The sequence below is a fragment of the Maritimibacter sp. genome, from assembly GCF_016774595.1.
GTDB classification, from domain to species: Bacteria; Pseudomonadota; Alphaproteobacteria; order Rhodobacterales; family Rhodobacteraceae; genus Maritimibacter; species Maritimibacter alkaliphilus.
Genome location: NZ_JACBWT010000001.1, coordinates 507,425 through 533,630 on the forward strand (window position 1 = coordinate 507,425; position 26,206 = coordinate 533,630).

Here is a 26,206-nt window from a genome sequence, read left to right on the forward strand (position 1 = left end):
AGACTCTTACGTTCACTAAAATGTCACCGCCTGCCCGGATTGCCCAGGCAGGAACGTGAACATATAGTGAACAAATGGCCACGCTGACCCTCGACCAGAAACTCGCGATCCTGTCCGATGCCGCGAAATACGATGCCTCCTGTGCCTCCAGCGGGGGCCAGAGGCGCGACTCGCGCGACGGCAAAGGGATCGGCTCGACCACCGGCGCCGGCATCTGCCACGCCTATGCGCCGGACGGGCGTTGCATCAGCCTGCTCAAGATTCTGATGACGAACTTCTGCATCTACGACTGCGCCTATTGCGTGAATCGTGTCAGCAGCAATGTGACCCGCGCGCGGTTCACACCGGAAGAGGTCGTCACCCTCACGCTCGAGTTCTACCGCCGCAACTACATCGAGGGGCTGTTTCTGTCCTCCGGCATCATCCGCACCCCGGACGACACGATGGCCGACATGGTGCGCATCGCTCGCATGCTGCGCGAGGATCACAGCTTTCGCGGCTACATCCACCTCAAGACCATCCCCGACGCCTCGCCCGACCTTCTGGACGAGGCGGGGCGCTATGCCGACCGCCTGTCGATCAACGTGGAACTGCCCACCGACGCCGCGGTCAAATCCTACGCGCCGGAGAAATCCCCCGCCCGCATCCGCAAGGCGATGGCCGACGTTCGCCTGCGCAAGGAGGCCGCGGGCGACAAGACCCACACCGGCCGCCGCGCGCCGAAATTCGCACCGGCCGGCCAGTCGACCCAGATGATCGTGGGCGCGGACGGCGCGACCGACGCGACGATCCTGCAAAGCTCCACCCGGCTTTACGCAAGCTACGGCCTCAAACGCGTCTACTACTCCGCCTTCTCGCCGATCCCCGACGCGTCCGCCGCCCTGCCGCTGATCTCGCCCCCTCTCGTGCGGGAACACCGGCTTTATCAGGCCGACTGGCTCATGCGGTTCTACGGCTTCGACGTGGGCGAAATCACCTCGGCCCGCCCTGACGGCAACCTCGACCTGACCATCGACCCCAAGCTCGCTTGGGCGCTGGCCAACCGCCACGCCTTCCCTGTCGACGTGAACCGGGCCGAACGCGAAACGCTCCTGCGCGTCCCCGGCCTCGGCACCAAAACGGTGAAACGCATCCTCTCCGCCCGGCGCCACCGCACGCTGCGCTACGACGATCTCGTGCGGATGGGCGCGAACCTGAAAAACGCCCGCCCCTTCCTCACCACGCTCGACTGGCGGCCACGCAACCTCGACACGGCGGACCTCAAGGCGCGCTTCGCCCCGCCGCCCGAGCAGTTGAGCCTGTTCTGATGCATCACGTCACATTGCCGCAAACCGGGGTCTACGACGCATGGCGCGACGCCGCCCGCTCGCATCTGACGGCTCGCACGCCGCCTGAGGCGATCCTGTGGTCTCGCGGCACCGAGGCGCGCGATCTGTTCGCCGCGGACACCCCGCCCCCTGCGAAGGCCGCGCAGATCACCGTGCCGAAGTCTTTCGTCGCCCTGGCGCGGCTGGTGGTGTTTCATTCGGACCCTGAACGCTTCGCCCGCCTCTACACCGCGCTCTGGGCGCTGCAAACCGACCGCGGTTTCCTTGCCGACCGGGGCGACCCGCGTTCGGCGAAACTGAACGCGCTCGCAAAAGAGGTCGGGCGCGACCGCCACAAGATGCATGCCTTCGTCCGGTTCCGCGATCTGGGCTCCGACACCGAACGCCGCCGTTTCGCGGCCTGGTTCGAGCCGTCGCACCCGATCCTCGAACTCGCGGCGCCCTTTTTCGCCAAACGGTTCGGCGACATGGACTGGTCGATCTTCACCCCCGATCTGACCGCGCATTTCGCCTCCGGCAGGCTCACCTTCACCGAACCCGCCCCGCGCCCCGACCTGCCCGGCGACGCGGCCGAGGATCTCTGGCGCACCTATTTCCGCTCGATCTTCAACCCGGCCCGGCTGAAACCGAAGGCGATGCAGGCCGAGATGCCCAAGAAATACTGGAAGAACATGCCGGAGGCGGGGCTGATCCCCGACCTCATCGCCACCGCTCAGACCCGCGCCCGCGAAATGGCCGAAGCCGCGCCCACCCTCGCCCCCGCACGCGCCGAAAAGGTCGTGGCCCGCGTGGCCCAGGCGCAGGAGGCGCTCACCGCCTCGCAAGACCGCTTCCACGCCGCGCTCGACGCCTGCACCCGTTGCCCGCTTCACGCCAACGCCACGCAGGCCGTTCCCGGCGAAGGCCCCGCGGATGCGCCCCTGATGTTCGTGGGCGAACAACCCGGCGACCGCGAAGACCTCGAAGGTCGCCCTTTCGTCGGGCCCGCAGGCCAGCTTTTCGACCGCGCCCTCGCCAGCGCCGGGATCGCGCGTGACAAGGCCTATGTCACCAACGCCGTCAAACACTTCAAATTCACCCCGCGCGGCAAACGGCGGCTGCATCAGGCGCCGAACCGGGATGAGATCGACCACTGCCGATGGTGGCTCGACCTCGAACGTGAACGTCTCCGCCCCGACCTTGTCGTCGCCCTCGGCGCCACGGCGCTCGAAAGCCTCACGGGCAGCCGGAAAGACCTCCTCAAACGACGGGGCCGGATGGAAGAAACCCGCGACGGCGCGCCGTTATTCGTGACGATCCACCCCAGCTTCATCCTCCGCCTGCCGGACCCCGTCCAGAAAGCCGACGAAGAAGCCCGGTTCATCGAAGACCTTCGCACCGCGAACCGCTTCCTCTCGAAATAGAAAAAGGGAGCGCGAACCCCGCACCCCCTCTTCTCTGTTTCAAAAAACCTCGGGGAGCGCGAGGGGCTGGCCCCTCGCTCCCACCCTCACCTCAAGCGGCGCATTCCAGCAAAAGCGTACCGGCGGCCGTGTTCGAAATCGGGATGTGGTAGTTCCGGGTGATCTCGTTCACGTCGTCGCCCAGCGCCCCGCGCATCATCATCCACATCAGGAACTCGGTCCCCTGCGCGCCGGCCTTTTCGACCAGCTCCATGCGGGTGATCTTGGTCAGCTCCTCCGGGTTCGACACGATATTGTCCAGGCAATAGCGGTCGAATTCCTTGTTGATGAAGCCCGCGCGCTCGCCGTCCAACTGGTGCGACAGTCCGCCGGTGCCGAGGATCACGACCGTCGCGTCCTCAGGGAACGAGCGCAGCGCCTTGCCCAGCGCCTTGCCGAAGTCCAGCGCCCGCGCCAGCGTCGGGATCGGGTGCTGCACGGTGTTGGCCGAGATCGGCACCGTTTTCGGCATATCCGGGTGATGCGGCGCGCCGGGCCAGAACAGCTGCATCGGCACGACGAAGCCGTGGTCCACCGCCAGCTCCTGACAGGTCGTCAGGTCGAAATGATCCGCGACCATGCTCTCGGCGATATGCCAGCTCAGTTCCGGCGCACCGGGGAACGGGTCGAGCGCGGGCAGGCCCCAGCCCTCGTCCTCGTTGCGGTACTCGTTCGCGCAGCCGATCGCGAAGGTCGGCATCCGGTCGAGGAAGAAGCCAAGCCCGTGGTCGTTGTAGATGTTGATGCAATAGTCCGGCTTGTGATCCTTGATCCACTGGTGGACCTTCGGATAGCCGTCGAAGAACGGCTTCCAATACGGATCGTCGTAAAGCTCTTTCTGGATCGCGTTGCCGACCGCCGGAATGTGGGACGTCGTGATCCCGCCAAGAATTTTCGCCATTGTCCGTCCCCCTTACGCCTGGCTCGCCAGGTATTCCTTGAATTCTTCCGTGGTCTTGCCGGTCTGAAGCCCGCCCACGTCCTGCACGCCCAGACCGAAGATCCCGGCGAATTTGGCGAGATAATAGATGTTGCCCCCGGCCTCGATCAGGCCCAGCACGTTGCGTTCGCGCACGGCAGTCTTCTGCTGATCGTTCAGGCCGTATTTCTCCATCCAGCCCTCTTCGTCCGCCTTGAACCCTTCGCGGTTCTCGGCGCGGTTGAAGTCGTAGCACATCTTGTTCAGCGCATAGCCCTTCATGGCCTGCTTGCCGTCGAAGATCGTCGTGCCCGGAATGTCGATGTGGTAATCGTAGCCCGGCATATCATGCATGGCCGTTCCTCCTTTTCATGTCCTGACGGCTTGTCGCATGCCGCGTGGCTGCTGGAATTTGACCTGAATCAAACGGCACCGGCCCGGGCGCAGATTGAATGAAGAATACGCAAAACTTATCGGCCCATGCCGCCGGAAAGGCCCGATAAGCCAACAGAGGCGGCGGATCGAGCACAAGCGCGACCGATGCGACGGACACCATTTGCCTGAAACTGATAGCGCAAAGAAATGGGCCGAGGCGATCTCTCGCCCCGACCCTCCGGCCACGCAAACCGTGTGGCGCTCAGCGCGCCCAGTAAAGCCGCATCGGGTTGTCGACGAGCAGTTTCTGCTGTTCCTCCACCGTCGGCGCGATCTTGGGAATGAAATCCACGAGGTTGCCGTCATCCGGCATGTGGCTTTTCATATTCGGATGCGGCCAGTCCGTGCCCCAAAGCACCCGGTCCGGGAACCGCTTCACCACCTCGCGCGCGAACGGCACCACGTCGTCATAGGCGGGCGGGCCTTGCACCGACAGACGCTCCGGGCAGGTCACCTTGGACCAGATGTTGTCGTTGTCCTCCATGAGCTTCAGGAACCGCTGGAAATCCGGGTGATCGACACCCTTCTCGACATCCGGCCGCCCCATGTGATCGACCACGATGATCCCCGGCAAGCTTTCGAGGAACGGCACCAGTTCCTCCAGATCGGCCGCTTCGAAATAGACGACGATGGACCAGCCAAATTCCTGAATGCGCTCGGCCACTTCGATGAAATGCTCGCGCGGCGTCGCGTCGACCAGCCGTTTGACGAAGTTGAACCGCACCCCGCGCACCCCGGCCTCGTCCAGTTCCGCCAGTTCCTCGCGCGTGATGTCGTGACGCACGCTCGCCACGCCCCGCGCCAGATCGCCTGCCGTGCGGCAGGCATCGGCCATCGCAGCGTTGTCCTTGCCATGGCAGGTGGCCTGCACGATCACGTTCCGGCTGAAGCCCAGAAAATCGCGCAGCTCATAGAGCTTATCCTTGCCCGCGTTGCACGGCGTGTATTTTCGCTCAGGCGCGAAAGGGAACTCAGGTGACGGCCCGAACACATGGCAATGCGCGTCCACCGCCCCCTCGGGCAGCTTGAAGTCCGGCTTTTTCGGGTTCGGGTGGAAATCCAGCCAGTCGGCGTCTTTCACTTGCACATCAGTCATCTCAGTCTCCAAACACTTCGCCGTCCATCAGCTTGCGCGCGGTGCGCAGGATGGCGGCGGACACCGGCGTGCCGCCAGCATCCAGTTTCGCGATCACGGTCATTTCGCCCGTGGGATGTTCGATGGAAAGGCTGCGCTCGGCCCCTTCCCCGGTCTCGGCCAGCGCCTGCGCGGGCGAGCCGTCGAGCAGACAGGCGGTCGCCACGCTCACGGCGCCCAGAACTCCGATGGTCTTGTGGCAGCGATGCGGGATGAAGGTGCGCGTGTTGACCGCGCCCCCGGCCTTGGGTGCCGTGACCATCGTCATCTTCGGCACCGATTTCTCTGTCACGTCGCCCAGGTTCATCATCGGGCCACAGGCCAGCCGGATCGCCTCGAGCTTCGCGCGCAACGCCTCGTTCGCCTCGAGCTCTTCCGGACTCTCGTCCCCCGTGATCCCCATGTCCGCGCCGCGCATCACGACCACGGGCATCCCGTTGTCGATCATCGTGACCTCGACACCCTCGACCGTGTCCACAGCGTTGCCGGTCGGCAAGAGCGCCCCGCAGGACGACCCCGCTGTGTCCTTGAACTCCAGCGGAATGGGCGCCGCCGTTCCCGGCACCCCGTCGATCGACGCCTCCCCGGCATAGGTCACAACCCCGCCCGGCGTCTTCACGTCGGCGACCGCCACCTGCCCGGTGTTCTCCATGTAGATCGACACCTTGGTCTCATCGCCGGTTGCCGGGATCAGCCCGCGCTCGATGGCGAAGGGGCCGACGCCCGCCAGCATATTCCCGCAGTTCTGCTTGTCGGTCACGATGGGCTGATCCACGAAGACCTGCAAAAACAGGTAATCCACGTCCACGCCTTCACGCTCGGACCGCTTCACCACCGCCACCTTCGAGGTCAGCGGATCGGTCCCGCCCATCCCGTCGATCTGGCGCACATCGGGGCTTCCCATGACACGCAGCAGAAACGCATCCCGCGCCGCCTCGTCCGACGGCAGATCCTCGGCCAGAAAATACCCGCCTTTCGAGGTCCCGCCCCGCATCCACATGCACCGCACACCACCACTCACGGCGATCCTCCTCTTTCCGGTCCGAAATATCCCGGAGGGGGTCCGGGGGAGGCTGGCCTCCCCCGGTCGGTCGCCCCGGCGTCAGCCGGGGCGAAACCCCTCAGACGTACTTCAGGCCCTTCTCTTCGAGCCGCGGACGCATGCCATAGATGTCGAGCCCCAGCTCGCCCGCCTCGAACTTGGCCCGCTTCTCGGCCTCGTTCGCTTCGCGCGCCTGCGCCTTTTTCAGCACTTCGGCGGCCTCTTCCCGGCGCACGACGACGACACCGTCGTCATCGGCCACGATCACGTCGCCGGGGTTCACCAGCTCGTCGGCACAGACGACCGGCACGTTGACCGAACCGAGCGTCTCCTTGATCGTGCCCTGCGCCCCGATGGCCTTGGACCACACGGGGAACCCCATCTCTTTCAGATCGGCCACGTCGCGCACGCCGGCGTCGATGATCAGCCCGCGACAGCCCCGCGCCATCGCACTGGTCGCCAGCAGGTCGCCGAAATAGCCGGCATCCGACGGGCTGATCGTGCCAAGGAGCAGCAAGTCGCCCTCTTGCAACTGCTCGATCGCCACGTGGATCATCCAGTTGTCCATCGGCGGGGCGAGGATGGTCGTGGCCGAGCCGGCGATGCGCGCGCCGGGATAGATCGGGCGCATGTAGCTGTTCAAAAGCCCCTTGCGGCCCTGCGCCTCATGCACCGTGGCCACGCCACACTTTGCCAGACCGTCGATCACGGCCGGGTCCGCGCGTTCGATGTTCTGGACGACGATACCGGTGGTTCCGGGTTGATAGGTCATGCGGCCTCCCCTCAGTCCAGCTCGTCGACGGTGCGCGGGAAGATCGCCTCGAACCCTTCGGCATGGGTCGCGGCCTTGCCGCCCGCCTGTCCGCCGGAGTTGCGGCGGAAGTGGTTGCCGCGGTTCTGGGCGACGTTCTCATAGAAGTGCCACAGATGCTCCTGCCCCTGCATGCACTGAATGGCGGCCCATTTCTTGTCCCACACATCCGAGATGTCGAGGAAGATGTTCGGCTTCCAGTTCATCTGCTCGGTCTGGTGCGGCTCGAACAGGTAAAGCTGGGGTGCGCCCAGCACCTTCTCGCCCGGATTGTGACCCCAGGCCTGCGCCATCATGCGGGTTTCGAGCGCGAACTGCGTCGTGTTCATGTGATCGGTGTTATAGGGGTCCCACTTCGAATGGCTGAACATGAACTTCGGCTGCACCGCGCGGATCACGTCGACCATCTTGTCTTTGTACTCACGGGTGAACTCCAGCGGGTAGTCGCCCATATCGAAGAACTGAATGTCGTGGACACCCAGAGCCGACGCCGCGTTTTCAGCTTCCTTGCGCCGCTCGGTCTTGACCTTGTCGAGCGTCATGCCCTCCTGCTTCCACAGCTTCGCGCTTTCGCCACGCTCGCCGTAAGACAGGCAGACGACGGTGACGTCGTAACCCAACTTGGCGTGCTTCGCGATCGCGCCACCGGCCCGCCAGACGAAGTCGGCGGAGTGCGCGGAAATGACGAGGGCGGTTTTCTTGTCGGACATAACGTCTATCTCCCATGGATCCTGTTCGTGCCACGGCCCTGCGGGCGACCCCGGACCATCGCTCACGGCTTAGTGCAGACGGCACGTGCCTTTCCATTTGAATCCCACGCGCCGCGCATAAATATTTGCTATAGGCGAGAGGCGGGTTCAGAATGCTCCACATGCACAAGGAACTGATATGTCGGTCGAATTCCTGAACCTCAGGCATCTGCGCGCCTTCATGGAGGTTGCCGACGCCCACGGGATTTCGGCCGCCGCCCATAAAGTGCACCTGAGCCAGCCTGCGGTGACGCAGGCGATCTCGGGGCTTGAGGCGCGGCTGGGGACCAAACTTCTCGACCGGCGGACCGAAGGCATGTTCCCGACCAAGGCGGGCGGCGCGCTTCTGGCGCGGGTGCGGCGCATGTTCGGGCATCTGGCCCATGGCGCGGCGCTTGCGGTCAGGATCGGGCGGCGCGAGGGCAAGCCGGTGCCGGACTTCCACCTGCGGGTCACGGCCGCCCAGTTGCGCGCGCTCATCGCGATCCGGGACGCGGGCAACTTCAGCCTCGCCGCCCGAACGCTGGGCATTTCGCAACCCTCCATCCACAGGGCCGGGCGCGATCTGGAAAAGCTGTCGGGGATGGAGCTGTTCTCAGCGGGCCGTCGCGGGATCGAACTGACCCCGCAGGCCGAAGCCTTCGCCCGTTCGGTCAAGCTGGCCGAAGCCGAACTCAATCAGGGGCTCGACGATCTGACCCGGCTTGCAGGGCGCGACAGCACGCGCATCACCGTCGGCTCGATGCCGCTGTCGCGCACGCGCATCCTGCCCGAAGCCATCGACGCCCTGCTCGCAGGGTCCGCCGGTGTCCAGATCCGCACCATCGACGCGCCCTATGCCGAATTGCTGCGCGGCCTGCGCTATGGCGACATCGACGTTCTGATCGGCGCGCTGCGCGATCCGGTGCCGGTGGACGACGTGGTGCAGGAGCCGCTGTTCGAGGACCGCCTCTCGGTCGTCGCGGGGCCGAACCATCCCCTCGCCGAACGCCGGAACATCGGCATTTCCGATACGCTGGCCTATCCGTGGATCGCCCCGCCCAAGGAAACACCGGGCGGGTCCTACCTGTTTCGGACGCTCCAGATCGGTGACATGCAGGAAACGCCGGTGCGCATCGTATCCTCGTCCATGGTGCTGGTCCGGGGGCTTCTGGCGCGGGGCGATTACCTGACCATTCTCTCGCCGCATCAGGCCGAGGTCGAAATCGCCCATGGCGACATGGTGCAGCTCGACATGGACCTGCCCGACAGCCGCCGCCCCATCGGGCTCACAACCCGCACCGGATGGGTGCCGACGGCCACGCAGGCAAGGTTTCTCGACCTGATCCGGGCCGCCGCGACGCGCCGTGAAAGCCCGCCCTCTACCCAAATCGAATAGCCAATCAGGGCAATGAATTTCCAATTGGGCCGGGGCGTGCCTACATCGCAATCAGATGCGAACAGATCGAGACATAGACAGCTTCGGGGCCGAACCGACCCCGATCGCGCTGATCGGCTTCGGTGAAGCCGGGGCCGCGCTTGCCCAAGGCTGGGGTGAGGCCGGGGTCGGTGTCACGCTTCGCGCCTTCGACATCAAGACGACCGGCGCGGACAATGCGCTCGCCTCGGCCATGTGGGACCGCTACGGCGCTGCCGGCGTGACGGGGGCGAACACGGTGAGCGACGCGACGCGGGGCACCCGCGCCGTCTTTTCGCTCGTAACGGCGGACAGCGCCCATGACGCGGCCCGCGCCGTTGCCGAGGAGATTCCCGAAGGCACGTTCTATTTCGACTGCAATTCCTGCGCGCCGGGCACCAAGCAAGCCTCGGCCACGGTGATCGAAGCGGCGGGCGGTCGCTATGTCGATACCGCGATCATGTCGCCGATCCACCCCAAGCTGCACGCCTCGCCCATGCTGGTGTCCGGCCCCCATGCCCGCCGCGCCAAGGCGTTGATGGCCGGGCTGTCCATGACCGTCCGCGTCGTCGAGGGCGATGTGGGCCGCGCCTCGTCGATCAAGATGATCCGGTCCGTGATGGTCAAGGGGATCGAGGCGCTGACGCTCGAATGCATCCTGTCGGCGGTCGAAGCCGGAGTGGCGGAGGAAGTGGTCGCCTCGCTCGACGCATCCATGCCGGGCTGGGATTGGGCGGCGCGGGCGGCTTATAATATGGAACGGACCACGACCCACGGCATCCGCCGGGCCGCCGAAATGCGCGAAGTGGTGCGGACCGTCGCCGACCTCGGCATCGCGGCCCGCATGACACCCGCGACCGTGGCGTGGCAGCAAGCCATGGGCGATCTCGGCCTGACCGGGACGCCGGAAGATTATCAAAACAGGGCCGAGGCCATTCTGGCAGCCCTTGGAAACGCGCAAATGGAGGATACCCCATGACCAGGAAGCCGAAGGAATACGACGATATTCCGGGCACGTTCGTGTTCGACGCGGACCGCTCCCGCCAGGGTTACTGGCTGAACCAGTTCTGCATCTCGCTCTCGAAAGAAGAGAACCGGCAGGCGTTTCGGGATGACCCCGAAGCCCATATGGCCAAGTTCAAGATGACCGAAGACCAGAAACAGGCGATCCGCGACCGTGACTGGAACCGCCTGCTCGAGCTTGGCGGAAACATCTACTACACCTCGAAACTCGGCGCGTTCGACGGCATCGTCTTTCAGGACCTCGCCGCGATGATGTCGGGCATGAGCCGGGACGACTATCGCAAGATGATGGTCGACGGCGGCCGCAGCCCCGACGGCAACCGCTACAAATCCGAATGGGAGAAGAAATAATGGCCAAGATCACAGCAGGTATCGCGTGCAGCCACGTGCCCGCCATCGGCGTGGCCATGGACCAGCACATCACCGAGCAACCCTATTGGGTGCCGGTGTTCGAAGGGTTCGAATACAGCCGCGAGTGGAACAAGAAGAACAAGCCGGACGTGGTCTTCCTCGTCTACAACGACCACTGCACCGCCTTCGACGCGAGTGTCATTCCGACCTTCGCGCTGGGCTGCGCCGCCGAGTTCACGCCTGCCGACGAAGGCTGGGGGCCGCGCCCGGTGCCGGTGGTGAAGAACCATCAGGAATTCGCGAGCCACATCGCCCAGAGCCTCGTCCTTGACGAATTCGACATCACCATCATGAACGAGATGGACGTGGACCACGGCCTGACCGTGCCGCTGTCGGTGATGTTCGGCGACAAGACGCCCGAGGACGACTGGGGCACGCTGGTGATCCCGCTCGCCGTGAACGTCGTGCAATACCCCGCGCCGACCGCCAACCGCTGCTACGCGCTGGGTCAGGCGATCCGCCGCGCGGTGGACAGCTGGGACGAGGACATCAACGTCCACATCTACGGCACCGGCGGCATGTCCCACCAGCTTCAGGCGCAGCGCGCCGGGCTCATCAACGCGACCTGGGACCAGCAGTTCATGGACATCCTCGTCAATGAACCCGAAAAGGCCCGCAAGATCTCGCACGTCGAGTTCCTGCGCGAAACCGGCTCGGAAGGGATCGAAATGGTCATGTGGCTCGTCATGCGCGGCGCGCTGGACGAGAAGGTGACGGAAGTTCACCGACACTATCACGTGCCCGCGTCGAACACCGCCGTCGGTCACCTCATCCTCGAAAACCACGCCTAAGAAGGGGAACCCTCATGCGTATTTGTGTCGCCGGCGCCTATGGCGCCTTCGGGATCAAACACATGGACGCGCTGGCCAACATTCCCGAGGTCGAAGTGACCTCGGTGATGGGGCCGACCGCGGAAAAGATCGAAGCCTTCGCGAAAGAACGCGGCGTCGGCCATTGGGCGACGACGCTGGACGAATGCCTTGCGCGGGGTGACGTGGACGCGGTGATCCTGTCGACGCCCACGCAGCTGCACGCCGAACAGGCGATCGCCTGTATGGATGCGGGCAAGCACGTGCTGGTGGAAATTCCGATGGCAGACAGCCTCGAGGATTCCATCGCGGTGGTCGAGAAGCAGAAGGAAACCGGGCTGGTCGCCATGGCCGGGCAGGTCCGCCGCTTCAACCCGTCGCACCAGTGGATCAAGAACAAGATCGACGCGGGCGAGCTGAAAATTCAGCAGATGGACGTGCAGACCTATTTCTTCCGCCGCACCAACACCAACGCCAAGGGCGAGGCCCGGTCCTGGACCGATCACCTGCTGTGGCACCACGCCTGCCACACGGTCGATCTGTTCCAGTACCAGACCGGCGAGAGCGTGTCGGAGAGCTTCGGCCTGCAAGGCCCCAAGCACCCCGACCTCGACATCGCGATGGATATGGCCATCGGCATGAAGACCCCGTCGGGCGCGATCTGCACCCTGTCGCTGTCCTTCAACAACGACGGCCCCTTCGGGACCTTCTTCCGCTACATCTGCGACAACGGCACCTATATCGCGCGCTATGACGACCTGTTCGACGGGAAAGAAAACCCGATCGATCTGGAGGGCGTGGCCGTGTCGAACAACGGGATCGAGCTGATCGACCGAGAGTTCGTCTCGGCCATCGCCGAAGGCCGCGAGCCGAATGGTGCCGTCGCTCAGGTGCTGCCCGCGATGGAGACCCTCGACGCCATCGAGCGCGGGTTCAAATAAGTTTCGCCCCGCTATCGCGGGACGATCCGGGGCCGCGCTTCGCGCGGCCCTTTGATTTTTTTGGGGGGGGCGCCTCGCTGCGCTCGGTGTCATGTGGCGGTGGCGAGACGGTCTCGGGCCGGTCGCCGGTTGGCGAGGTCTCGCAGAACTTTCTTGCCTCCGGCGGGGATATTTTCGGACCGGAAAGACGGGATGTGGGGCGCCTAGCCGTCCGACGGGCGCACGAGGATGGCGCGGAAGTCGTTCACGTTGGTGCCCGTGGGGCCGGGGGTGAACAGATCGCCGAGAACCTCGAAGGCCGTGAAAGCGTCGTTACCTGCAAGAAGCGCCGACGGGTCGTAGCCCGCTTCGCGCAGGCGCGCGGCGGTGGTGCCGTCGGCAAAGGCCCCCGCGTTGTCCTCGCTTCCGTCGATCCCATCGGTGTCGGCGGCCAACGCGGCAATCCCTGTCGACCCGTCGACGGCGATGGCGAAGGCGAGCAGGAATTCGGTATTCCGCCCGCCGCGCCCCTGCCCTTTCAGCGTCACTGTCGTCTCGCCGCCCGAGAGGATGACGACGGGCGGTTCGAAGGGCTGGGCCTTGGTGGCCGAGTGGCCCGCGATCGCCGCGTGGACGCGAGCGACCTCCCGCGCCTCGCCTTCGATGGCGTCGGAGAGGATCACCGCCGGAAGGCCGCGGTCCCGCGCACGGGCGGCGGCGGCGTCGAGCGAGCGGGCGGCGGAGGCGATCACCCTGACCTCGTTGCCCGCGAAGGCCGGGTCCGCGGGATCAGGCGCAACGCAGGCCTCGATTTCGGCCAACATGCGGTCGGGCAACGCGACATTCCAAGCCCGGATCGCTGCCAGCGCCGCCTTTGCATCGGTCGCATCGGGAACCGTCGGGCCGGACGCCACCTGCGCCGGATCGTCCCCCGGCACATCGGACACGATCAGCGTCACCACCTTGGCCGGATGCGCCGCCGCCGCGAGCCGCCCGCCCTTCATGCGCGAGAAATGCTTTCGGATCGCGTTCATCGCGGAAATCGGCGCGCCCGAGGCAAGGAGCGCCTCGTTCAAGGCCTGCTCATCCGCGAGCGTGAAGCCGTCGGGGGGCGCAGGCAGCAGGGCCGACCCGCCCCCGGTAATCAACGCGATGACGAGGTCGTCTTCGGTCAGCCCCTGGACCGCCGCGAACAGAGCCTCGGCCCCTTCGATCCCGGCAGCATCCGGCACCGGATGGGCGGCTTCCATCACGCGAATGGTTCGGGTTTTGGCCCCGTATCCGTATCGCGTGACCACGACGCCTTCGTATGGGGCTGCCCACAGATCCTCGAAAGCGACGGCGAGTTGCGCCGCGCCCTTGCCCGCACCGATCACGACCGTCCGGCCCTTTGGGAGGGCAGGCAGGTTCGGCCCCAATGCCTGCGTCGCATCGGCGGCCCGGATCGCCGCGTCGAAGAGGTCGGTCAGGAGGGCGCGGTCGTCCGGTGTCATGCGGCCGCCCCGCACCGGTCAAACCCGACTCCCTCAGATAAGTTTGTAAGCGCCAACATGGTGGAATTCCACCATTTTACGTCCCAGAGTGTGAGATTAAAGTCCTTGGTGTTACGCATGGCTCGGTCTTGTGAGTGGTTCGACCGACCCAACGCGACATGGAGCGTTCCCGGATCGGGCAAATCGGTCTTCTGATCCACGGTCACGCAACACCCTTTTTCAGTTGTCACTGTTCGAATTCGGGACGCTCCACCCCTTTATTCCTTGGTGTAGGGCGTCCCGTTCGCTGCTGGCGGTTTCGATCGGCCGATCAGGCCCGCGACCACGATGATCGTCGCGATATAAGGCGCCATGGCGAGGAATTCGGACGGGATCGGCGTGTTCAGAAGCGCCAGTTTCTGCTGGATCGAATCCGCGAAGCCGAAGATCAGCGCAGCCGAAAGCGCCCCGACCGGATGCCACCGGCCGAAGATCATGGCGGCCAGCCCGATGTAGCCGCGCCCGTTCGTCATGTTCTCGTCGAACCGCCCGACAGAGCCGAGCGTGAACCATGCGCCACCGAAGCCCGCGACCATGCCGCCCAGCGTCACGTGGATATAGCGCGTGCGATAGACGTCGACGCCCAGCGTGTCGGCGGCACGGGGGTGCTCGCCCACGGCGCGCGCGCGCAGCCCGTTCTTGGTGTGAAACAGGTAGTAGGTCGAGATCGCGACCAGTATCAGGGCGCCGTAGACGAACAGGTTCTGGTTGAACAGCATCGGGCCGATGACCGGAATGTCGCCCAAGAGCGGGATCTTGAACGCGCGGAAGGTGGGCGCGTTGTTCAGGTGCCGGTATTCGGAAAACACCTGCGACGACACGTAACTCGTCACGCCCAAGACGAAGAGATTGATGACCACCCCCGCGATGATCTGGTCCATTCGGTAGGTCACGACGAGGGCGGCGAGGAGCATGCCGAAGCCGCCACCGACGAGGATCGCGGCGAACATGCCGACCCACCCGCCCAGAAGCGACCCGATGAGCGCACCGGTGAAGGCGCCCGCCAGAAGCATCCCTTCGATGGCGATGTTCACCACCGCCACACGCTCGGACAACACGCCCGCGAGCCCGCCCAGCGCGATGGGCACGGCACGCACCATCGTGGCCTGCAACATGCCGGTGAGCGAGAACGATTTGCCCGCCGTCGCCCAGACGAGGAAGGCCATCACGAGAATGGCGAGACCGATCCCGAGGCTCAGGTTCGTCCACTTCGCGCCGCCGCGCAGGAACTGGCGCACGCCGAGAAAGGCAAGCAGCGCCGCGGCGATCATGTTGAACGGCCCGCCGGGGACGACGAGGTTGCCGACCTGAATGGCATCGCGCGGCGTGGTCAGGCGGAAGGTCGCGACCTCGCCCGGTGTCACGTTCAGCCCGAACAGCACCAGAAGGGCGAGCGCGATGAGCACCCCGCCCATGATCCGCGCACGGCGGGCCGAGGCGCTGTCGAGTTTCTCGTCGGACGACGGGGTGGCTTGGCTGGTCATGTCGGTCATGCGTCACCCACGCGTTTGGTGCGTTTCCGGAAGCCCCACGGGAAGATCGCGCGCACGAGAAGCGGGGCCGCGATGAAGATGATGATGAGGGCCTGAATGATCCCGATCAGGTCGATGGAGACACCCGCGCTAACCTGCATCTGGCGGCCGCCTGCCTCAAGCGCACCGAACAGGATGCCGGCGAACAGGATGCCGACGGGATGCGACCGGCCCAGAAGCGCGACGGCGATGGCGTCGAACCCGATCCCGGCCGAAAAGCCGGGGCTCGCGCGGCCCAGAACGCCGGTGACCTGCGTCGCACCAGCAAGACCGGCGAGCGCACCCGCCGTGCCCATCGCCAGCACGATGATGAAGGCCGCGTTCATGCCCGCGTAGTTCGCCGCATCCGGGTTCTCGCCCGAAGCGCGGAAGGCGAAGCCGATTTTCGAGCGAAACAGCATCCAGTAGACGAAAGCGACGGCGGCCAGCATCACGAAGATACCCGCGTGAAGGCGCAGGTTCACGTCGATGAAATCAAGGATGCGGGGCAGTTCCGCCGAGGGCGGAACGTCTTTGGAAATCGGGTCGGACCGACCCTCGCGCTGGATGAAGGGCTGCCGCAGGAGCCAGTCGAGCAGGCGATAGGAGATGAGGTTGAGCATGATGGTCGAGATGACTTCATGCGCCCCGGTCGTCGCCTTTAAAAACCCCGCGATGGCCGCGTAAAGCGCCCCGACCAGCGCCCCGATCAGAAGCGTCAGGGGCAAATGGATGATCCACGGCAGACCGGCCAAGGTGAAGCCCGCGACGACGGCGGCCAGACCGCCCATCAGAAGCTGTCCCTCCGCCCCGATGTTGAACAGGCCCGCCCGGAAGCCAAGGCCAAGACCCAGACCCGCCAGAACCAGCGGGATCGAAGCGGTCAGCGTCTCGGACCAGGCCGACAGCGACCCGACCGAGCCGACCGCGAGCGCCACGAAGCTGCGCCCGATGGTCGGCAAGTCGACGGCGGTGGCGAGCATGATGAGCGCGCCGAAGATCAGCGCCACGACCACGGCGAACAGCGGCACGATCACGAGATCCTCGAAATCGTCGCGGCCATGGGTGGTGCGCGCCATCAAGCCGCGCATCCGTTCATTCACTTCCTTGAGGTCCGGTCCCGAACTCATGCGGCCTCTCCTTCAAACGACCCCGCCATCGCGAGGCCCACGGCATTGCGGTCGGCCTTGCCGCCGGTGTTGTCGAATTCCGCGACGATCCTGCCGTCGTACATGACGTAAATGCGATCCGAGAGCCCCATGATCTCGTCCAGCTCCGAGGATACGATCAGCACCCCGTCGCCCTCGTCCCGACTGGCGATGAGCCGCTCGTGGATATACTCGATGGACCCGACGTCGACCCCGCGTGTCGGCTGCGAGGCGATGACGAGCTTGGTCTGACGCTCCAATTCGCGCGCCACCACCATCTTTTGCTGGTTGCCGCCCGACAGCGCCCCGCCGGGCAGAAACACGCTCGGCGTGCGCACGTCGAATTCGACGCAATATTTCGCCGCCGTCTCGTGCACCTTAGGCCAGTCGATCGCCCAGCCTTTTGAATATTCCGGCGCGTAATAGTTGTTCAGCACCATGTTCTCGGCGACGGAGAAGCTGTCCACCATTCCCGACTTGTGCCGATCCTCGGGGATGTGGGCCATGCCCATCTTGTGACGCTCGCGCACACGGGCATAGGTGATGTCGGTGCCGTCGAAGTCGATTTTGCCCGACGCCACACGCTCAAGCCCCGTGATCGCCTCGACCAATTCGGTCTGGCCGTTGCCCTGCACCCCCGCAACGCCCACGACCTCGCCCGAGCGCACGGTCATCGACACGCGGTCGAGCACCTTGTCGTCGTTCTCGTCCAGCATGGTCACATCGTGCAATTCCAGCATGGTGCGGCCCGGCTTGGCATCGCCCTTGGCGGTCGTGAAGCTGACCGGGCGGCCCACCATCATCTCGGCAAGATCCGATTCCGTCAGCGTCTTGGGGTCGCCTTCGCCGGTGATCCGGCCTTGGCGCAGCACGCTGATCCGGTCCGAAATCTCCAGAACCTCGTGCAGCTTATGCGTAATGAAAACAATGGCTTTCCCGGCTTTCTTCAAGGTGTCCACGATCCCGAAGAATTCGCGCACCTCCTGCGGGGTGAGCACGGCGGTCGGCTCGTCAAGGATCAGCACATCCGCAGAACGGAACAGCACCTTGAGGATCTCGACGCGCTGCTGGATGCCCACCGGAAGCTCTTCGATCAGTTCGTCGGGGGGCACGTGCAGTCGGTATTTCTCGTTGATCTCCTCGACCTGACGGCGGGCCTTCTTGATGTCGAGGTATCCGAACTTGCCGGTCGGCTCGACGCCCAGCACGACGTTTTCGGCGACCGTCATCACGGGGACGAGCATGAAATGCTGGTGCACCATGCCGATGCCCGCGGCGATCCCGTCACCGGGGCCTTCGAACTTAACCGGCTTGCCGTCGATCAGGATCTCGCCCTCGTCGGGCGTGTAGAGCCCCGAGAGCATGTTCATCATGGTCGATTTGCCCGCACCGTTCTCGCCGAGCAGGCCCAGAACCTCGCCCGCGCGGATGTGCAGATTGACGTTGTCGTTGGCGACGACGGGGCCGAAGCGCTTGGTCAGACCGCGCAGTTCGACATCCATGGGCTGCCCTCCCCGATTGGACAGGTTTTGGACGGAAAACCGCCGCCGGGTTTCACCGGCGGCGGCAAAGGGTCAGATTACATGCCGACCTGAATCGATCCGTCGATGATGCCCGCTTTCACGGCCTCGATCTCGGCTTTCAGCTCTTCCGGAATGGAATCTTCGAAGGCGCCATAAGGGGCAAGGCCCACGCCTTCGTTCTCAAGCGTGCCGACGATCAGCCCGCCTTCGAACGTGTCGTTCATCGCCATGTCGATCACCTGCGTCACGGTCGAGTCCATGCGCTTGAGGACCGAAGTCAGATAGACATGCGCCTTTTCCGGGTCGGTCTGGGTCTGGTCGGCGTCGACGCCGATGATCTTCAGGCTGTCGGTGCCCATCTCGTCGGCAAGCTGCGCCGAACCAAGGCCCACGGGACCGGCGACGGGCATGACGATGTCGGCGCCTTCCTGATGCAGGTTCTCGGCGAAGGCACGGCCATCGTCGAGGCTGTCGAAGTTACCGGTGAACAGGCCTTCCGAGCTTTCCGGGTTCCAGCCCAGAACCATCACGTCGGTGCCCTTCTGTTCGTTGTAATACTGAACGCCGTAATAGAAGCCGTCCATGAACGCGGTGACCGGCGGGATGTTGATGCCGCCGAAAGTGCCGACGACGCCCGTCTGGGACATGCCAGCGGCCAGATAACCGGCAAGGAACGCACCCTGATCGGTCGCATAGACCTGACCCAGCACGTTCGGGATCGTGGGATCATAGGCGAAGTCGACGATCGAGAATTTCTGCTCCGGGTTGGCCTCGGCGGCTGCCTTGGTCGCGTCGCCCATGAGGAAGCCGACGGTGACGATGATGTCGCAGTTGCCTTCGATCAGCGAGTTCAGGTTGGCCTCGTAATCGGTTTCGGCCTGCGATTCCAGGAAACGGCCTTCGATGTCCGAAGCCTCCATCGCATCCTGCACGCCCTTCCACGCGGTCTGGTTGAAGCCCGCGTCGTCGATGCCGCCCGTGTCGGTCACCTGACAGGCGGTGAAGGCCGAAGCCGTCATCACCGTGCCGGCGAGCAGCGCGGCGGCAAGCCCGGTGCGGGCCGTGATTTTGTTGAGAAACGTCATTAAGACCTCCATGTCGAACCACGCCAAGACGTTCGGGCGCGGCAGGTTAGTTTATTTTTTTGGCAGGCAACGCGTGACCGGGACGGCAGCGATTCCCCCTGCAGACATGCGAAAGCCTAGCACGGGTTTTTTCAAGGTGGTTGATAGATTTTGGCTTTTTCGCCGGATTTGACCCGACGTTCAAAAATTTCCGAGGGCTTTCAAGCCGCTTATCACGACGCAATGCCCGGATTTCGGGCATCGCCCGAACCGGCCAAGCCCTTGACGTTACTTCCCCTTGTCGGGGTCGTCGCCGTGATCGACGTGAAACCGCAGCCCCTGATTGATCTTCGCCTGCATTTTCCACGGCAGCAGCGACTGGAGTTTCAGCCCCAGTCTGAGGTGGCCGGGGAAGTCGATTTCGGCGGTCCCACGCGCCAGCCCTGCGAGGATGGTTTTCGCCGCTTGCTCTGCGGGCATGATCCCCGGCAGCGGGCCGCGATGCACCTCGGTCTGCGGCGTCTCGATATGGCCCGGATGCGCGATCACCACGCGCACCCCGTCGGGGGCGAGGTCTTCGCGCAATGCTCGGGCGAATGCCGTGATCCCGGCTTTCGAGGCGCAGTAACTCGGCGCGTCGGCCTGATTGGCAAAGGCCCCCAGCGACGAGACGAACAGGATCGTGCCCTGCCCCGCCTCACGCATGTGGTCTGCCAGACGCAGCGCCAGCACGGTGGGCGCGGTCAGGTTCGTTTCGATCTGGATCGCGGCCCGGCGCGGGCTTTCCAGCTTACCGTCCTTGCCGCGCCCGTCGAACATCCCCGCGTTCAGGAGCGCGAGGTCGATGGGCGCGTGGGCCACGGCATCGACCCAACCCTCGGCCGCCTGAATGTCGGTCAGGTCCACGATGGCTGTCTCGACCTCGGCTCCTTTGGCGCGCAATTCGTCGGCGACCGTCGCCAAGGCCGCCTCACGTCGCCCCGACAGGCACAGCGTCACGCCCGGTTTCGCCAAGGCGCGCGCCAGTTCCCGCCCCAGACCCGAACTTGCCCCGGTCAGCAGGATGCGGCGCGCCCCGGTCACGACGCGATCTTGCCCACGGGCCAATCGACCGCGATGCCCAGCGACACGGCCTTGTCGACACGCGGCGGGCGCGGCTCATAAAGCCCGAACTGGTTGATGCGCGGCTGCTCCAGCCGTTCGATCGCGTTACGGATGAACGCCGCCCGGCCCTCGTCGCCATAGACCGACCCACGCACATGGATGCCATAGGCCATGGCGCGCACGAGCGCGTTCAGCATGCCGGGCTTCGGGGGCTGGGGATCGGTCCAGAACCCGTCCAGATCGCCCTGATGCGTCAGCCCCTCGATGTCGTAGACCGCCACGCCCAAAGGTTTGGTCGGCACGTTGCGCCGAAGCGCGATCAGGCCGGTCGTCGAGTTGATGACCACGCAGCCCGCGACGATGGAGAAGATGTCGGGCAGGAACCCGCCGTCCAGAAAATGCACCCGTTCGGCCAGCCCGTGTTCGGCGGCCAGACGCGGCACCACCCGCTCCCACCGCTCCAGCCCGTTGTCCATTGGGTGAATTTTGAAGATCAGTTCGGCCCCTTCCGGCGCATAATCGCGGAACGAGGCCATGACACGCCGGATGAACTCGGTCTGAAACCCCTTGGGCGCATTGTCGCGCAGTTGATAGTCGTTCTGCATCTGTAGCGGCACGAGGAAGCGCGGCACCTCGGCCGTCGCCTCGAAATGCCTGACCAGCGCATCCGCCTTCGGTGCGTTGCGCCGCCGCTTCAGGAGCCGGGGCACATAGGCCGGAAACTCGACCAAGACCGGGTAATAACGATCCGGGCGATAGCGCGGGGTGAGCCATCCGAAGAAGGCGTTCGACAGGTGGAACGAAGCCTCGCGCACCGCCTCGTCCAGACTCGGGATGTCATAGATCTGGGCCTGATCGACCGGCTCCAGCGTCTCTGCCACCGCTTCGATCTTGGCGGGATCCTTCGGGAAATGGGAATAGGTCGACTGCCCGCCCTCTTCGAGGATCAGCCAGTCGGGCCGCAGGTAGCCGTACTCCATCGACACGCTGCGCACCCCCTCCTCATGCGCCACGCGCTGCGCCGCCTTGTGATAGGGAAAACGGTCCGCGAAATAGAGGATGTCGGTCACGCCACGTTCGCGGATGAGCGCGCGCAGATGGTCGGGCCAGTCTGCCAGCGACCCGCGATACATCCGCGTGTCCTTGCCGCGCCAGAACAGCCAGTCGCCGGGACAGAAATTGACCTTGAGCACCTTATGCCCCCGCGCGGCCAGCGCCCGGCCCAGATCGCGGAACACCCCCGAGGTCGGCCCTTGCAGGAACAGGAAACTGCGCGTCTCCGATTGTCCCTGATTGGCGCTCATTGGCTGTTCCATTTTTCTTGTGGCTATCGCATTAAGGCTCCGGCCCTTTAATCACGACCGGGAGGCAAGATGCCAGACTTTCTCCGCGCCCATGACAGTTTTGGCAAGCGGGTTTTCGGCTTCGCGTTCCACCTGTTCGACCTCGTCGCCTACGAGGTGCTGTATCGCCTGTCTCCGGCACGGCGGATGTGGTTCTTCAACGGCGGATACATGCCGCTCGACGAAGACTACACCTCCTACCCCGAGTTCGCGGGCGAGGATCATTCGGCCATGATGTATCATCAGGCGGGCCGCACGATGGTGAAGGATCACGGCCCTGCGCCGACGTCGATCCTCGACGTGGGCTGCGGTCAGGGCGGCGGGCTCGTTTACCTGTCGCGCCTCTACCCGCAGGCGAAGCTGACCGGCACCGAACGCTCGCAATCCGCCGTCCGCCTCGCCAAACGGCGCACCAAGCCCTTCACCGATGCCACGATCACGCAAGGGCATTCCGGCGGGCTGGCCTTCGCCGACGACAGTTTCGACATGGTGGTCGCCGTCGGATCGCCCACCTACTTCGGCCTGACGCTTTTCGTCGAAGAGGCCGGGCGCGTCGTGAAACCCGGCGGGCTCATCAGCTTTTCCGGCGGCTACCGTCAGGGCGACCATGCCAAGGTCGAGGGCGAGATTCGCGAGGCCGCCGCCAAGGAAGGGCTCGAAGTCCTGACCTATCGCAACATCACGCCGCACACCTTCGCCTCGCTCAAGGCCGACCTGCCCCGCCGCGAAGCCACGCTGGCCCGCGTGCCGTGGCCGTTCTCGATCTACGCCCGCCGCTGGGCCGACATGCCCGGCAGCCCGGAATACGACGAATACGAAAAGGGCCTGCGCGCCGATTTCGCCTGCGTGATCCGCAAACCGGCCTGAGCCGCGCAATCGCCCTTTCGCCTGCCCGCGATTGCTCTAAGTTGGCCGCATGGCCGATCCGATGGAGCTTCCCGAACCCGACCGCATCGAAGGTGCGCCCCACCCGCGCGAAACCCGTGCGCTTGTCGGGCAGGACGCGGCCGAACAGGGGTTCCTGACCGCCTATAACGGCGGGCGGCTGCACCATGCATGGCTCATTTCCGGCCCGCGCGGCGTGGGCAAGGCGACGCTCGCCTGGCGGATCGCGCGGTTCCTGCTGGCCACACCCGCCGACGACGGCGGCATGTTCGGCGCGCCGCCGCCGCCCGAAACGCTGGACATCGACCCCGAGCACCCCGTGGTGCGCCGGTCGATGCAACTGGCCGAACCCGGCCTGTTCCTGCTCAGACGCGGCCCGAACGACAAGGGCGACAAGCTGTCCGCCGATATCCGCGTGAACGAGGTGCGCAAGCTGCGCGAATTCTTCGGTCTCTCCGCCTCGGACGGGGGCCGGCGCGTCGTGATCGTGGATGCCGCCGACGAGATGAACACGCAGGCCGCCAACGCGCTTTTGAAGATGCTGGAGGAGCCTCCGCGGGGTGCGACGCTGCTCCTCGTCAGCCATCAGCCCTCGCGCCTCCTGCCGACGATCCGGTCACGGTGCCGCGAGTTGCGCCTGTCGCCCTTGGCGCCCCCCGACCTCGCCCGCGCGCTGGAAAACGCGGGCGACATGCCCGGCCCCGACGCGGAAGCCTTGGGCGAACTCGCGGGCGGGTCCGTGGGCGAGGCCCTGCGCCTCAGCCAGTTGGGCGGGCTGAAGATCTACGAAGATCTGGTGTCCATCTTCGCCCATGCCCCGCGCTATGACCGCCCCCGCGCCATCGCCTTGGCGCAAAGCGCGGCAGGCGTCGCGAACGCCACGCGCTATGCGTTGATCCTCGACCTCGTGGACCAGTTCCTCGCCCGCCTCGCACGTTCCGGCGCCGGTCACCCGCCGCTGATCGAAGCCGCCCCCGGCGAGGCCGCGCTGTTCGCCCGGCTCGCCCCCGACGCATGGCGCGCACGCCGTTGGGCCGAGGTGGCGCAAGACGTGTCTTCGCGCGCCGGACATGGGCGGGCGGTCAACCTTGACCCTGCCGCCCTCATCCTTGATATCACCTTCAGGATCAACGAGACCGCAGCAGCCTACGCCGCATGACCGAGCAGCCAAGTATCACCGATAGCCATTGCCACCTCGATTTCCCGGATTTCGAGGGTCAGATCGATGAAATCGTCGCCCGCGCCGCCGAAGCCGGCGTGACGCGGATGGTGACGATCGCCACGAAACTGGCGAATGTGCCAAAAGTGCAAGCCGTCGCCGAGGCGCACGATCCGGTCTATTTCGCCGCCGCGACCCACCCGATGAGCGCGGCGGATCAGCCTCTGGCCACCGTCGAAGATCTCGTGGCGCTCGCGGACCACCCCAAGTTCGTCGGCATCGGCGAAACCGGGCTCGATTACCATTACACCGCTGATTCCAAAGAGATTCAGCAGGAAAGCCTGCGCGTCCATATCGAAGCGGCCCGCCAGACCAAGCTGCCGCTCATCATCCACGCACGGGACGCGGATGACGATATGGCACGTATACTTACCGAAGAGCACAGCGCGGGTGCATACACCTGCGTCATGCACTGCTTTTCGTCGGGGCCGGAGCTGGCACGGGCCGCGCTCGACCTTGGCTTTTACCTGTCCATGTCGGGCATCGCGACCTTCCCGAAATCCTCGGATTTGCGTGAGATTTTCGCCGACGCGCCGCTCGACCGCATCCTCGTCGAAACCGACAGCCCCTACCTTGCGCCCCCGCCCCATCGGGGCAAGCGCAACGAACCCGCCTTCACGGCGCATACGGCCCGCGTCGGCGCCGAGGTGTTCGGGCTCGACTATGCCGATTTCGCCCGCGCGACGCAGGACAATTTCGACCGCCTGTTCTGGAAGGCCGCCTGATGGCGCGCCTGACCTTCACCATTCTGGGCTGCGGCTCGTCCGGTGGCGTCCCGCGACTGGGCGGCAACTGGGGCGCCTGTGATCCGGCCAATCCGAAGAATGCGCGCCGCCGCTGTTCGATGCTGGTCGAACGGGCCGAAGGGGATGCCACCACCCGCATCCTGATCGACACCTCCCCCGATCTGCGCGCGCAATTGCTCGACGCGAATGTCGGTGCGCTCGACGCGGTGATTTACACCCATGCCCACGCCGACCATGTTCACGGCATCGATGACCTGCGCATGATCGTCTACAACATGCGCAAGCGCCTGCCGGTCTATGCCGACGGTGCCACGCAGGACGCGCTCTTTTCCCGCTTCGGCTACGCCTTCGTCCAGCCGGAGGGATCGAGCTATCCCCCCATCCTCGACATGCACACGATCCGCGACGGCGAGGATTTCACGCTCACCGGCGCGGGTGGCCCGATCACCTTCACTCCGTTCGAGGTCGAGCATGGCAACATCGACGCCCTCGGCTTCCGCGTCGCCGACCTCGCCTATCTGCCCGACGTGTCCGATATGAAGGACGCGGCTTGGAACGCGCTTCAGGACCTTGATTGCTGGGTGCTCGACGCCCTGCGCTACACCCCGCACCCGACCCATGCCCATGTCGAGAAATCGCTCGAATGGCTGGAACGTTCCGGCACGAAACGCGGCGTCCTGACCAACATGCATATCGACATTGACCACACCACGATCGAGGCCGAAACGCCCGCACACATCACCGCCGCCTACGACGGGATGCAGATCAGCTACGACATCTGATGCAGGCGCTGATCGAGGTCATCCTGCCCGTCTTCCTCGTGCTCGGGTTCGGCTACCTCGCCCGCTGGAAACTCGGCTTTTCCGACGACGCCGTTCAAGGGCTGATGAAATTCGCCCAGAATTTCGCGGTGCCCGTGCTGCTCTTCCGCGCCCTCTCGACCCTCGAACTGGGCGAGAATTTCGCTTGGAACCTGCTGGCTTCGTTCTACACGGGCGCGATCCTCGGCTTCTTCGCGGGCCTGTTCGGCGCGCGCTACCTGTTCAAACGCCCGTGGACCGACAGCGTCGCCATCGGTTTCGCCACGCTTTTCTCCAACTCGGTCCTTCTGGGCCTGCCGATCATGGAGCGCGCCTACGGCTCGGACGCGCTCGGCCCCAACTATGCGATCATCGCGATCCATGCGCCGGTCTGCTACCTGATCGGCGTCACGGCGATGGAGATCGTGCGCACCGGGGGCGGCGGCATTCTGGCCCCGGTCAAGGGCGTCGCCAAATCCATGGCGCGCAACCCGCTCGTCATCGGCATCGCGCTCGGCATTGCTACGAACCTCTCGGGCCTCACGCTCCCCGGCCCCGCCCGCGACGCCGTGGACCTTGTGGCCCGCGCCGCCCTGCCCGCCGCGCTCTTCGGCCTTGGCGGGTTGCTCGTCGCCTACAAACCCGAAGGCGACATGCGCGTTGTGGCGTGGATCGTGCTCGTCTCGCTCGTCCTGCACCCTGCGGTCACATGGGTCATGGGCACGCTCACCGGCCTCTCCGACGCGCAGTTCCGGTCGGCCGTGCTCACCGCCTCCATGGCGCCGGGCGTCAATGCCTTCCTCTTCGCAAACATGTATGGCGTGTCGAAACGCGTAAACGCGACGGGCGTGCTTGCCGCGACCGCCAGTTCGATCCTGACGATCTGGCTCTGGCTGCACGTCCTGCCCTGA

General features: G+C 65.2%; 25 protein-coding genes. 12 read left to right on the plus strand and 13 right to left on the minus strand.

Annotated features, from left to right (window positions below; translation table 11 throughout):
* Positions 1–74: 74 nt before the first annotated feature.
* Positions 75–1,307 (plus strand): putative DNA modification/repair radical SAM protein, encoded by a 1,233-nt coding sequence (locus HOY44_RS02600; RefSeq protein ID WP_287432850.1) that lies wholly within the window; start codon positions 75–77, stop codon positions 1,305–1,307.
* Positions 1,307–2,731: a UdgX family uracil-DNA binding protein gene (locus HOY44_RS02605; protein ID WP_287432851.1), complete on the plus strand. Its 1,425-nt coding sequence runs from the start codon at positions 1,307–1,309 to the stop codon at positions 2,729–2,731. The genes HOY44_RS02600 and HOY44_RS02605 overlap by 1 nt, the downstream gene beginning before the upstream one ends.
* A gap of 91 nt (positions 2,732–2,822) precedes the next feature.
* Here the strand turns inward: HOY44_RS02605 and HOY44_RS02610 are convergent, their stop codons facing one another.
* The 6 genes from HOY44_RS02610 to HOY44_RS02635 form a co-directional block, all read right to left on the minus strand.
* Entirely contained in the window at positions 2,823–3,671 is an 849-nt protein-coding gene (locus HOY44_RS02610) for a class III extradiol dioxygenase family protein (protein WP_138422724.1), read from the minus strand.
* A gap of 12 nt (positions 3,672–3,683) precedes the next feature.
* Entirely contained in the window at positions 3,684–4,043 is a 360-nt protein-coding gene (locus tag HOY44_RS02615; protein WP_008335200.1) for a protocatechuate 4,5-dioxygenase subunit alpha, read from the minus strand.
* Positions 4,044–4,326: 283 nt separating this feature from the next.
* Positions 4,327–5,220: an amidohydrolase family protein gene (locus HOY44_RS02620; protein ID WP_287432854.1), complete on the minus strand. Its 894-nt coding sequence runs from the start codon at positions 5,218–5,220 to the stop codon at positions 4,327–4,329.
* A 1-nt stretch (position 5,221) separates the two neighbouring features.
* Complete coding sequence (locus HOY44_RS02625; protein ID WP_287432856.1) at positions 5,222–6,280, minus strand: 4-oxalomesaconate tautomerase; 1,059 nt, start codon at positions 6,278–6,280, stop codon at positions 5,222–5,224.
* Positions 6,281–6,380: 100 nt separating this feature from the next.
* Positions 6,381–7,073, minus strand: coding sequence for a 4-carboxy-4-hydroxy-2-oxoadipate aldolase/oxaloacetate decarboxylase (gene ligK, locus HOY44_RS02630; RefSeq protein WP_287432857.1), 693 nt, complete (start codon positions 7,071–7,073; stop codon positions 6,381–6,383).
* A gap of 11 nt (positions 7,074–7,084) precedes the next feature.
* Complete coding sequence (locus HOY44_RS02635; protein WP_008335190.1) at positions 7,085–7,822, minus strand: PIG-L deacetylase family protein; 738 nt, start codon at positions 7,820–7,822, stop codon at positions 7,085–7,087.
* Positions 7,823–8,000: 178 nt separating this feature from the next.
* On the opposite strand from HOY44_RS02635, the gene HOY44_RS02640 reads away from it, so the two are divergent.
* The 5 genes from HOY44_RS02640 to HOY44_RS02660 are packed head-to-tail and all read left to right on the plus strand — an operon-like array spanning position 8,001 to position 12,441.
* Positions 8,001–9,239 (plus strand): LysR family transcriptional regulator, encoded by a 1,239-nt coding sequence (locus tag HOY44_RS02640; protein WP_287432858.1) that lies wholly within the window; start codon positions 8,001–8,003, stop codon positions 9,237–9,239.
* A gap of 55 nt (positions 9,240–9,294) precedes the next feature.
* The gene (locus HOY44_RS02645; RefSeq protein ID WP_287432860.1) at positions 9,295–10,236 is read left to right on the plus strand and encodes a DUF1932 domain-containing protein; all 942 of its coding nucleotides are present in this window, start codon (positions 9,295–9,297) and stop codon (positions 10,234–10,236) included.
* Positions 10,233–10,631, plus strand: coding sequence for a protocatechuate 4,5-dioxygenase subunit alpha (ligA, locus tag HOY44_RS02650; protein ID WP_008335187.1), 399 nt, complete (start codon positions 10,233–10,235; stop codon positions 10,629–10,631). Before HOY44_RS02645 ends, ligA begins: the two co-directional genes overlap by 4 nt.
* Complete coding sequence (locus tag HOY44_RS02655) at positions 10,631–11,482, plus strand: class III extradiol dioxygenase subunit beta (RefSeq protein WP_008335186.1); 852 nt, start codon at positions 10,631–10,633, stop codon at positions 11,480–11,482. Before ligA ends, HOY44_RS02655 begins: the two co-directional genes overlap by 1 nt.
* A 14-nt stretch (positions 11,483–11,496) precedes the next feature.
* The gene (locus HOY44_RS02660; protein WP_287432862.1) at positions 11,497–12,441 is read left to right on the plus strand and encodes a Gfo/Idh/MocA family oxidoreductase; all 945 of its coding nucleotides are present in this window, start codon (positions 11,497–11,499) and stop codon (positions 12,439–12,441) included.
* A gap of 203 nt (positions 12,442–12,644) precedes the next feature.
* On the opposite strand, the gene HOY44_RS02665 is transcribed toward HOY44_RS02660, so the two are convergent.
* The 7 genes from HOY44_RS02665 to HOY44_RS02695 all read right to left on the minus strand — a co-directional run bounded on the left by HOY44_RS02665 (position 12,645) and on the right by HOY44_RS02695 (position 21,606).
* On the minus strand, positions 12,645–13,913 hold the full coding sequence (locus HOY44_RS02665) for a glycerate kinase type-2 family protein (RefSeq protein ID WP_287432864.1): 1,269 nt from the start codon (positions 13,911–13,913) through the stop codon (positions 12,645–12,647).
* 257 nt (positions 13,914–14,170) lie between these two features.
* On the minus strand, positions 14,171–15,445 hold the full coding sequence (locus HOY44_RS02670; protein WP_287432865.1) for an ABC transporter permease: 1,275 nt from the start codon (positions 15,443–15,445) through the stop codon (positions 14,171–14,173).
* On the minus strand, positions 15,442–16,593 hold the full coding sequence (locus HOY44_RS02675; protein WP_008335177.1) for an ABC transporter permease: 1,152 nt from the start codon (positions 16,591–16,593) through the stop codon (positions 15,442–15,444). Before HOY44_RS02675 ends, HOY44_RS02670 begins: the two co-directional genes overlap by 4 nt.
* Positions 16,590–18,113: an ABC transporter ATP-binding protein gene (locus HOY44_RS02680; protein ID WP_008335176.1), complete on the minus strand. Its 1,524-nt coding sequence runs from the start codon at positions 18,111–18,113 to the stop codon at positions 16,590–16,592. Before HOY44_RS02680 ends, HOY44_RS02675 begins: the two co-directional genes overlap by 4 nt.
* Positions 18,114–18,190: 77 nt before the next feature.
* Positions 18,191–19,219, minus strand: coding sequence for a BMP family lipoprotein (locus tag HOY44_RS02685; RefSeq protein ID WP_008335175.1), 1,029 nt, complete (start codon positions 19,217–19,219; stop codon positions 18,191–18,193).
* 267 nt (positions 19,220–19,486) lie between these two features.
* The gene (locus HOY44_RS02690) at positions 19,487–20,281 is read right to left on the minus strand and encodes an SDR family NAD(P)-dependent oxidoreductase (RefSeq protein WP_287432866.1); all 795 of its coding nucleotides are present in this window, start codon (positions 20,279–20,281) and stop codon (positions 19,487–19,489) included.
* Entirely contained in the window at positions 20,278–21,606 is a 1,329-nt protein-coding gene (locus HOY44_RS02695) for a capsule polysaccharide biogenesis protein (protein ID WP_287432867.1), read from the minus strand. Before HOY44_RS02695 ends, HOY44_RS02690 begins: the two co-directional genes overlap by 4 nt.
* Before the next feature lie 69 nt (positions 21,607–21,675).
* On the opposite strand from HOY44_RS02695, the gene HOY44_RS02700 reads away from it, so the two are divergent.
* Genes HOY44_RS02700 through HOY44_RS02720 form a run of 5 tightly spaced genes read left to right on the plus strand, consistent with a single transcriptional unit; the run spans position 21,676 to position 26,206 of the window.
* Positions 21,676–22,512 (plus strand): class I SAM-dependent methyltransferase, encoded by an 837-nt coding sequence (locus HOY44_RS02700; RefSeq protein ID WP_287432868.1) that lies wholly within the window; start codon positions 21,676–21,678, stop codon positions 22,510–22,512.
* Positions 22,513–22,561: 49 nt separating this feature from the next.
* Positions 22,562–23,689 carry a DNA polymerase III subunit delta' gene (locus HOY44_RS02705; RefSeq protein ID WP_138422711.1) on the plus strand — a complete coding sequence of 376 codons (1,128 nt, stop codon included), beginning with the start codon at positions 22,562–22,564 and terminating at the stop codon, positions 23,687–23,689.
* Positions 23,686–24,474 (plus strand): TatD family hydrolase, encoded by a 789-nt coding sequence (locus tag HOY44_RS02710; protein ID WP_287432870.1) that lies wholly within the window; start codon positions 23,686–23,688, stop codon positions 24,472–24,474. The genes HOY44_RS02705 and HOY44_RS02710 overlap by 4 nt, the downstream gene beginning before the upstream one ends.
* Entirely contained in the window at positions 24,474–25,277 is an 804-nt protein-coding gene (locus HOY44_RS02715; RefSeq protein WP_287432872.1) for an MBL fold metallo-hydrolase, read from the plus strand. The genes HOY44_RS02710 and HOY44_RS02715 overlap by 1 nt, the downstream gene beginning before the upstream one ends.
* Positions 25,277–26,206, plus strand: coding sequence for an AEC family transporter (locus HOY44_RS02720; RefSeq protein ID WP_287432873.1), 930 nt, complete (start codon positions 25,277–25,279; stop codon positions 26,204–26,206). Before HOY44_RS02715 ends, HOY44_RS02720 begins: the two co-directional genes overlap by 1 nt.

Coding starts and splice junctions, on each gene's coding strand:
- HOY44_RS02600 (WP_287432850.1), top strand. CDS start 75: ATGGCCACGCTGACCCTCGACCAGAAACTCGCGATCCTGTCCGATGCC.
- HOY44_RS02605 (WP_287432851.1), top strand. CDS start 1,307: ATGCATCACGTCACATTGCCGCAAACCGGGGTCTACGACGCATGGCGC.
- HOY44_RS02610 (WP_138422724.1), bottom strand. CDS start 3,671: ATGGCGAAAATTCTTGGCGGGATCACGACGTCCCACATTCCGGCGGTC.
- HOY44_RS02615 (WP_008335200.1), bottom strand. CDS start 4,043: ATGCATGATATGCCGGGCTACGATTACCACATCGACATTCCGGGCACG.
- HOY44_RS02620 (WP_287432854.1), bottom strand. CDS start 5,220: ATGACTGATGTGCAAGTGAAAGACGCCGACTGGCTGGATTTCCACCCG.
- ligK (WP_287432857.1), bottom strand. CDS start 7,073: ATGACCTATCAACCCGGAACCACCGGTATCGTCGTCCAGAACATCGAA.
- HOY44_RS02635 (WP_008335190.1), bottom strand. CDS start 7,822: ATGTCCGACAAGAAAACCGCCCTCGTCATTTCCGCGCACTCCGCCGAC.
- HOY44_RS02640 (WP_287432858.1), top strand. CDS start 8,001: ATGTCGGTCGAATTCCTGAACCTCAGGCATCTGCGCGCCTTCATGGAG.
- HOY44_RS02645 (WP_287432860.1), top strand. CDS start 9,295: ATGCGAACAGATCGAGACATAGACAGCTTCGGGGCCGAACCGACCCCG.
- ligA (WP_008335187.1), top strand. CDS start 10,233: ATGACCAGGAAGCCGAAGGAATACGACGATATTCCGGGCACGTTCGTG.
- HOY44_RS02655 (WP_008335186.1), top strand. CDS start 10,631: ATGGCCAAGATCACAGCAGGTATCGCGTGCAGCCACGTGCCCGCCATC.
- HOY44_RS02660 (WP_287432862.1), top strand. CDS start 11,497: ATGCGTATTTGTGTCGCCGGCGCCTATGGCGCCTTCGGGATCAAACAC.
- HOY44_RS02665 (WP_287432864.1), bottom strand. CDS start 13,913: ATGACACCGGACGACCGCGCCCTCCTGACCGACCTCTTCGACGCGGCG.
- HOY44_RS02670 (WP_287432865.1), bottom strand. CDS start 15,445: ATGACCGACATGACCAGCCAAGCCACCCCGTCGTCCGACGAGAAACTC.
- HOY44_RS02675 (WP_008335177.1), bottom strand. CDS start 16,593: ATGAGTTCGGGACCGGACCTCAAGGAAGTGAATGAACGGATGCGCGGC.
- HOY44_RS02680 (WP_008335176.1), bottom strand. CDS start 18,113: ATGGATGTCGAACTGCGCGGTCTGACCAAGCGCTTCGGCCCCGTCGTC.
- HOY44_RS02685 (WP_008335175.1), bottom strand. CDS start 19,219: ATGACGTTTCTCAACAAAATCACGGCCCGCACCGGGCTTGCCGCCGCG.
- HOY44_RS02695 (WP_287432867.1), bottom strand. CDS start 21,606: ATGAGCGCCAATCAGGGACAATCGGAGACGCGCAGTTTCCTGTTCCTG.
- HOY44_RS02700 (WP_287432868.1), top strand. CDS start 21,676: ATGCCAGACTTTCTCCGCGCCCATGACAGTTTTGGCAAGCGGGTTTTC.
- HOY44_RS02705 (WP_138422711.1), top strand. CDS start 22,562: ATGGCCGATCCGATGGAGCTTCCCGAACCCGACCGCATCGAAGGTGCG.
- HOY44_RS02710 (WP_287432870.1), top strand. CDS start 23,686: ATGACCGAGCAGCCAAGTATCACCGATAGCCATTGCCACCTCGATTTC.
- HOY44_RS02715 (WP_287432872.1), top strand. CDS start 24,474: ATGGCGCGCCTGACCTTCACCATTCTGGGCTGCGGCTCGTCCGGTGGC.
- HOY44_RS02720 (WP_287432873.1), top strand. CDS start 25,277: ATGCAGGCGCTGATCGAGGTCATCCTGCCCGTCTTCCTCGTGCTCGGG.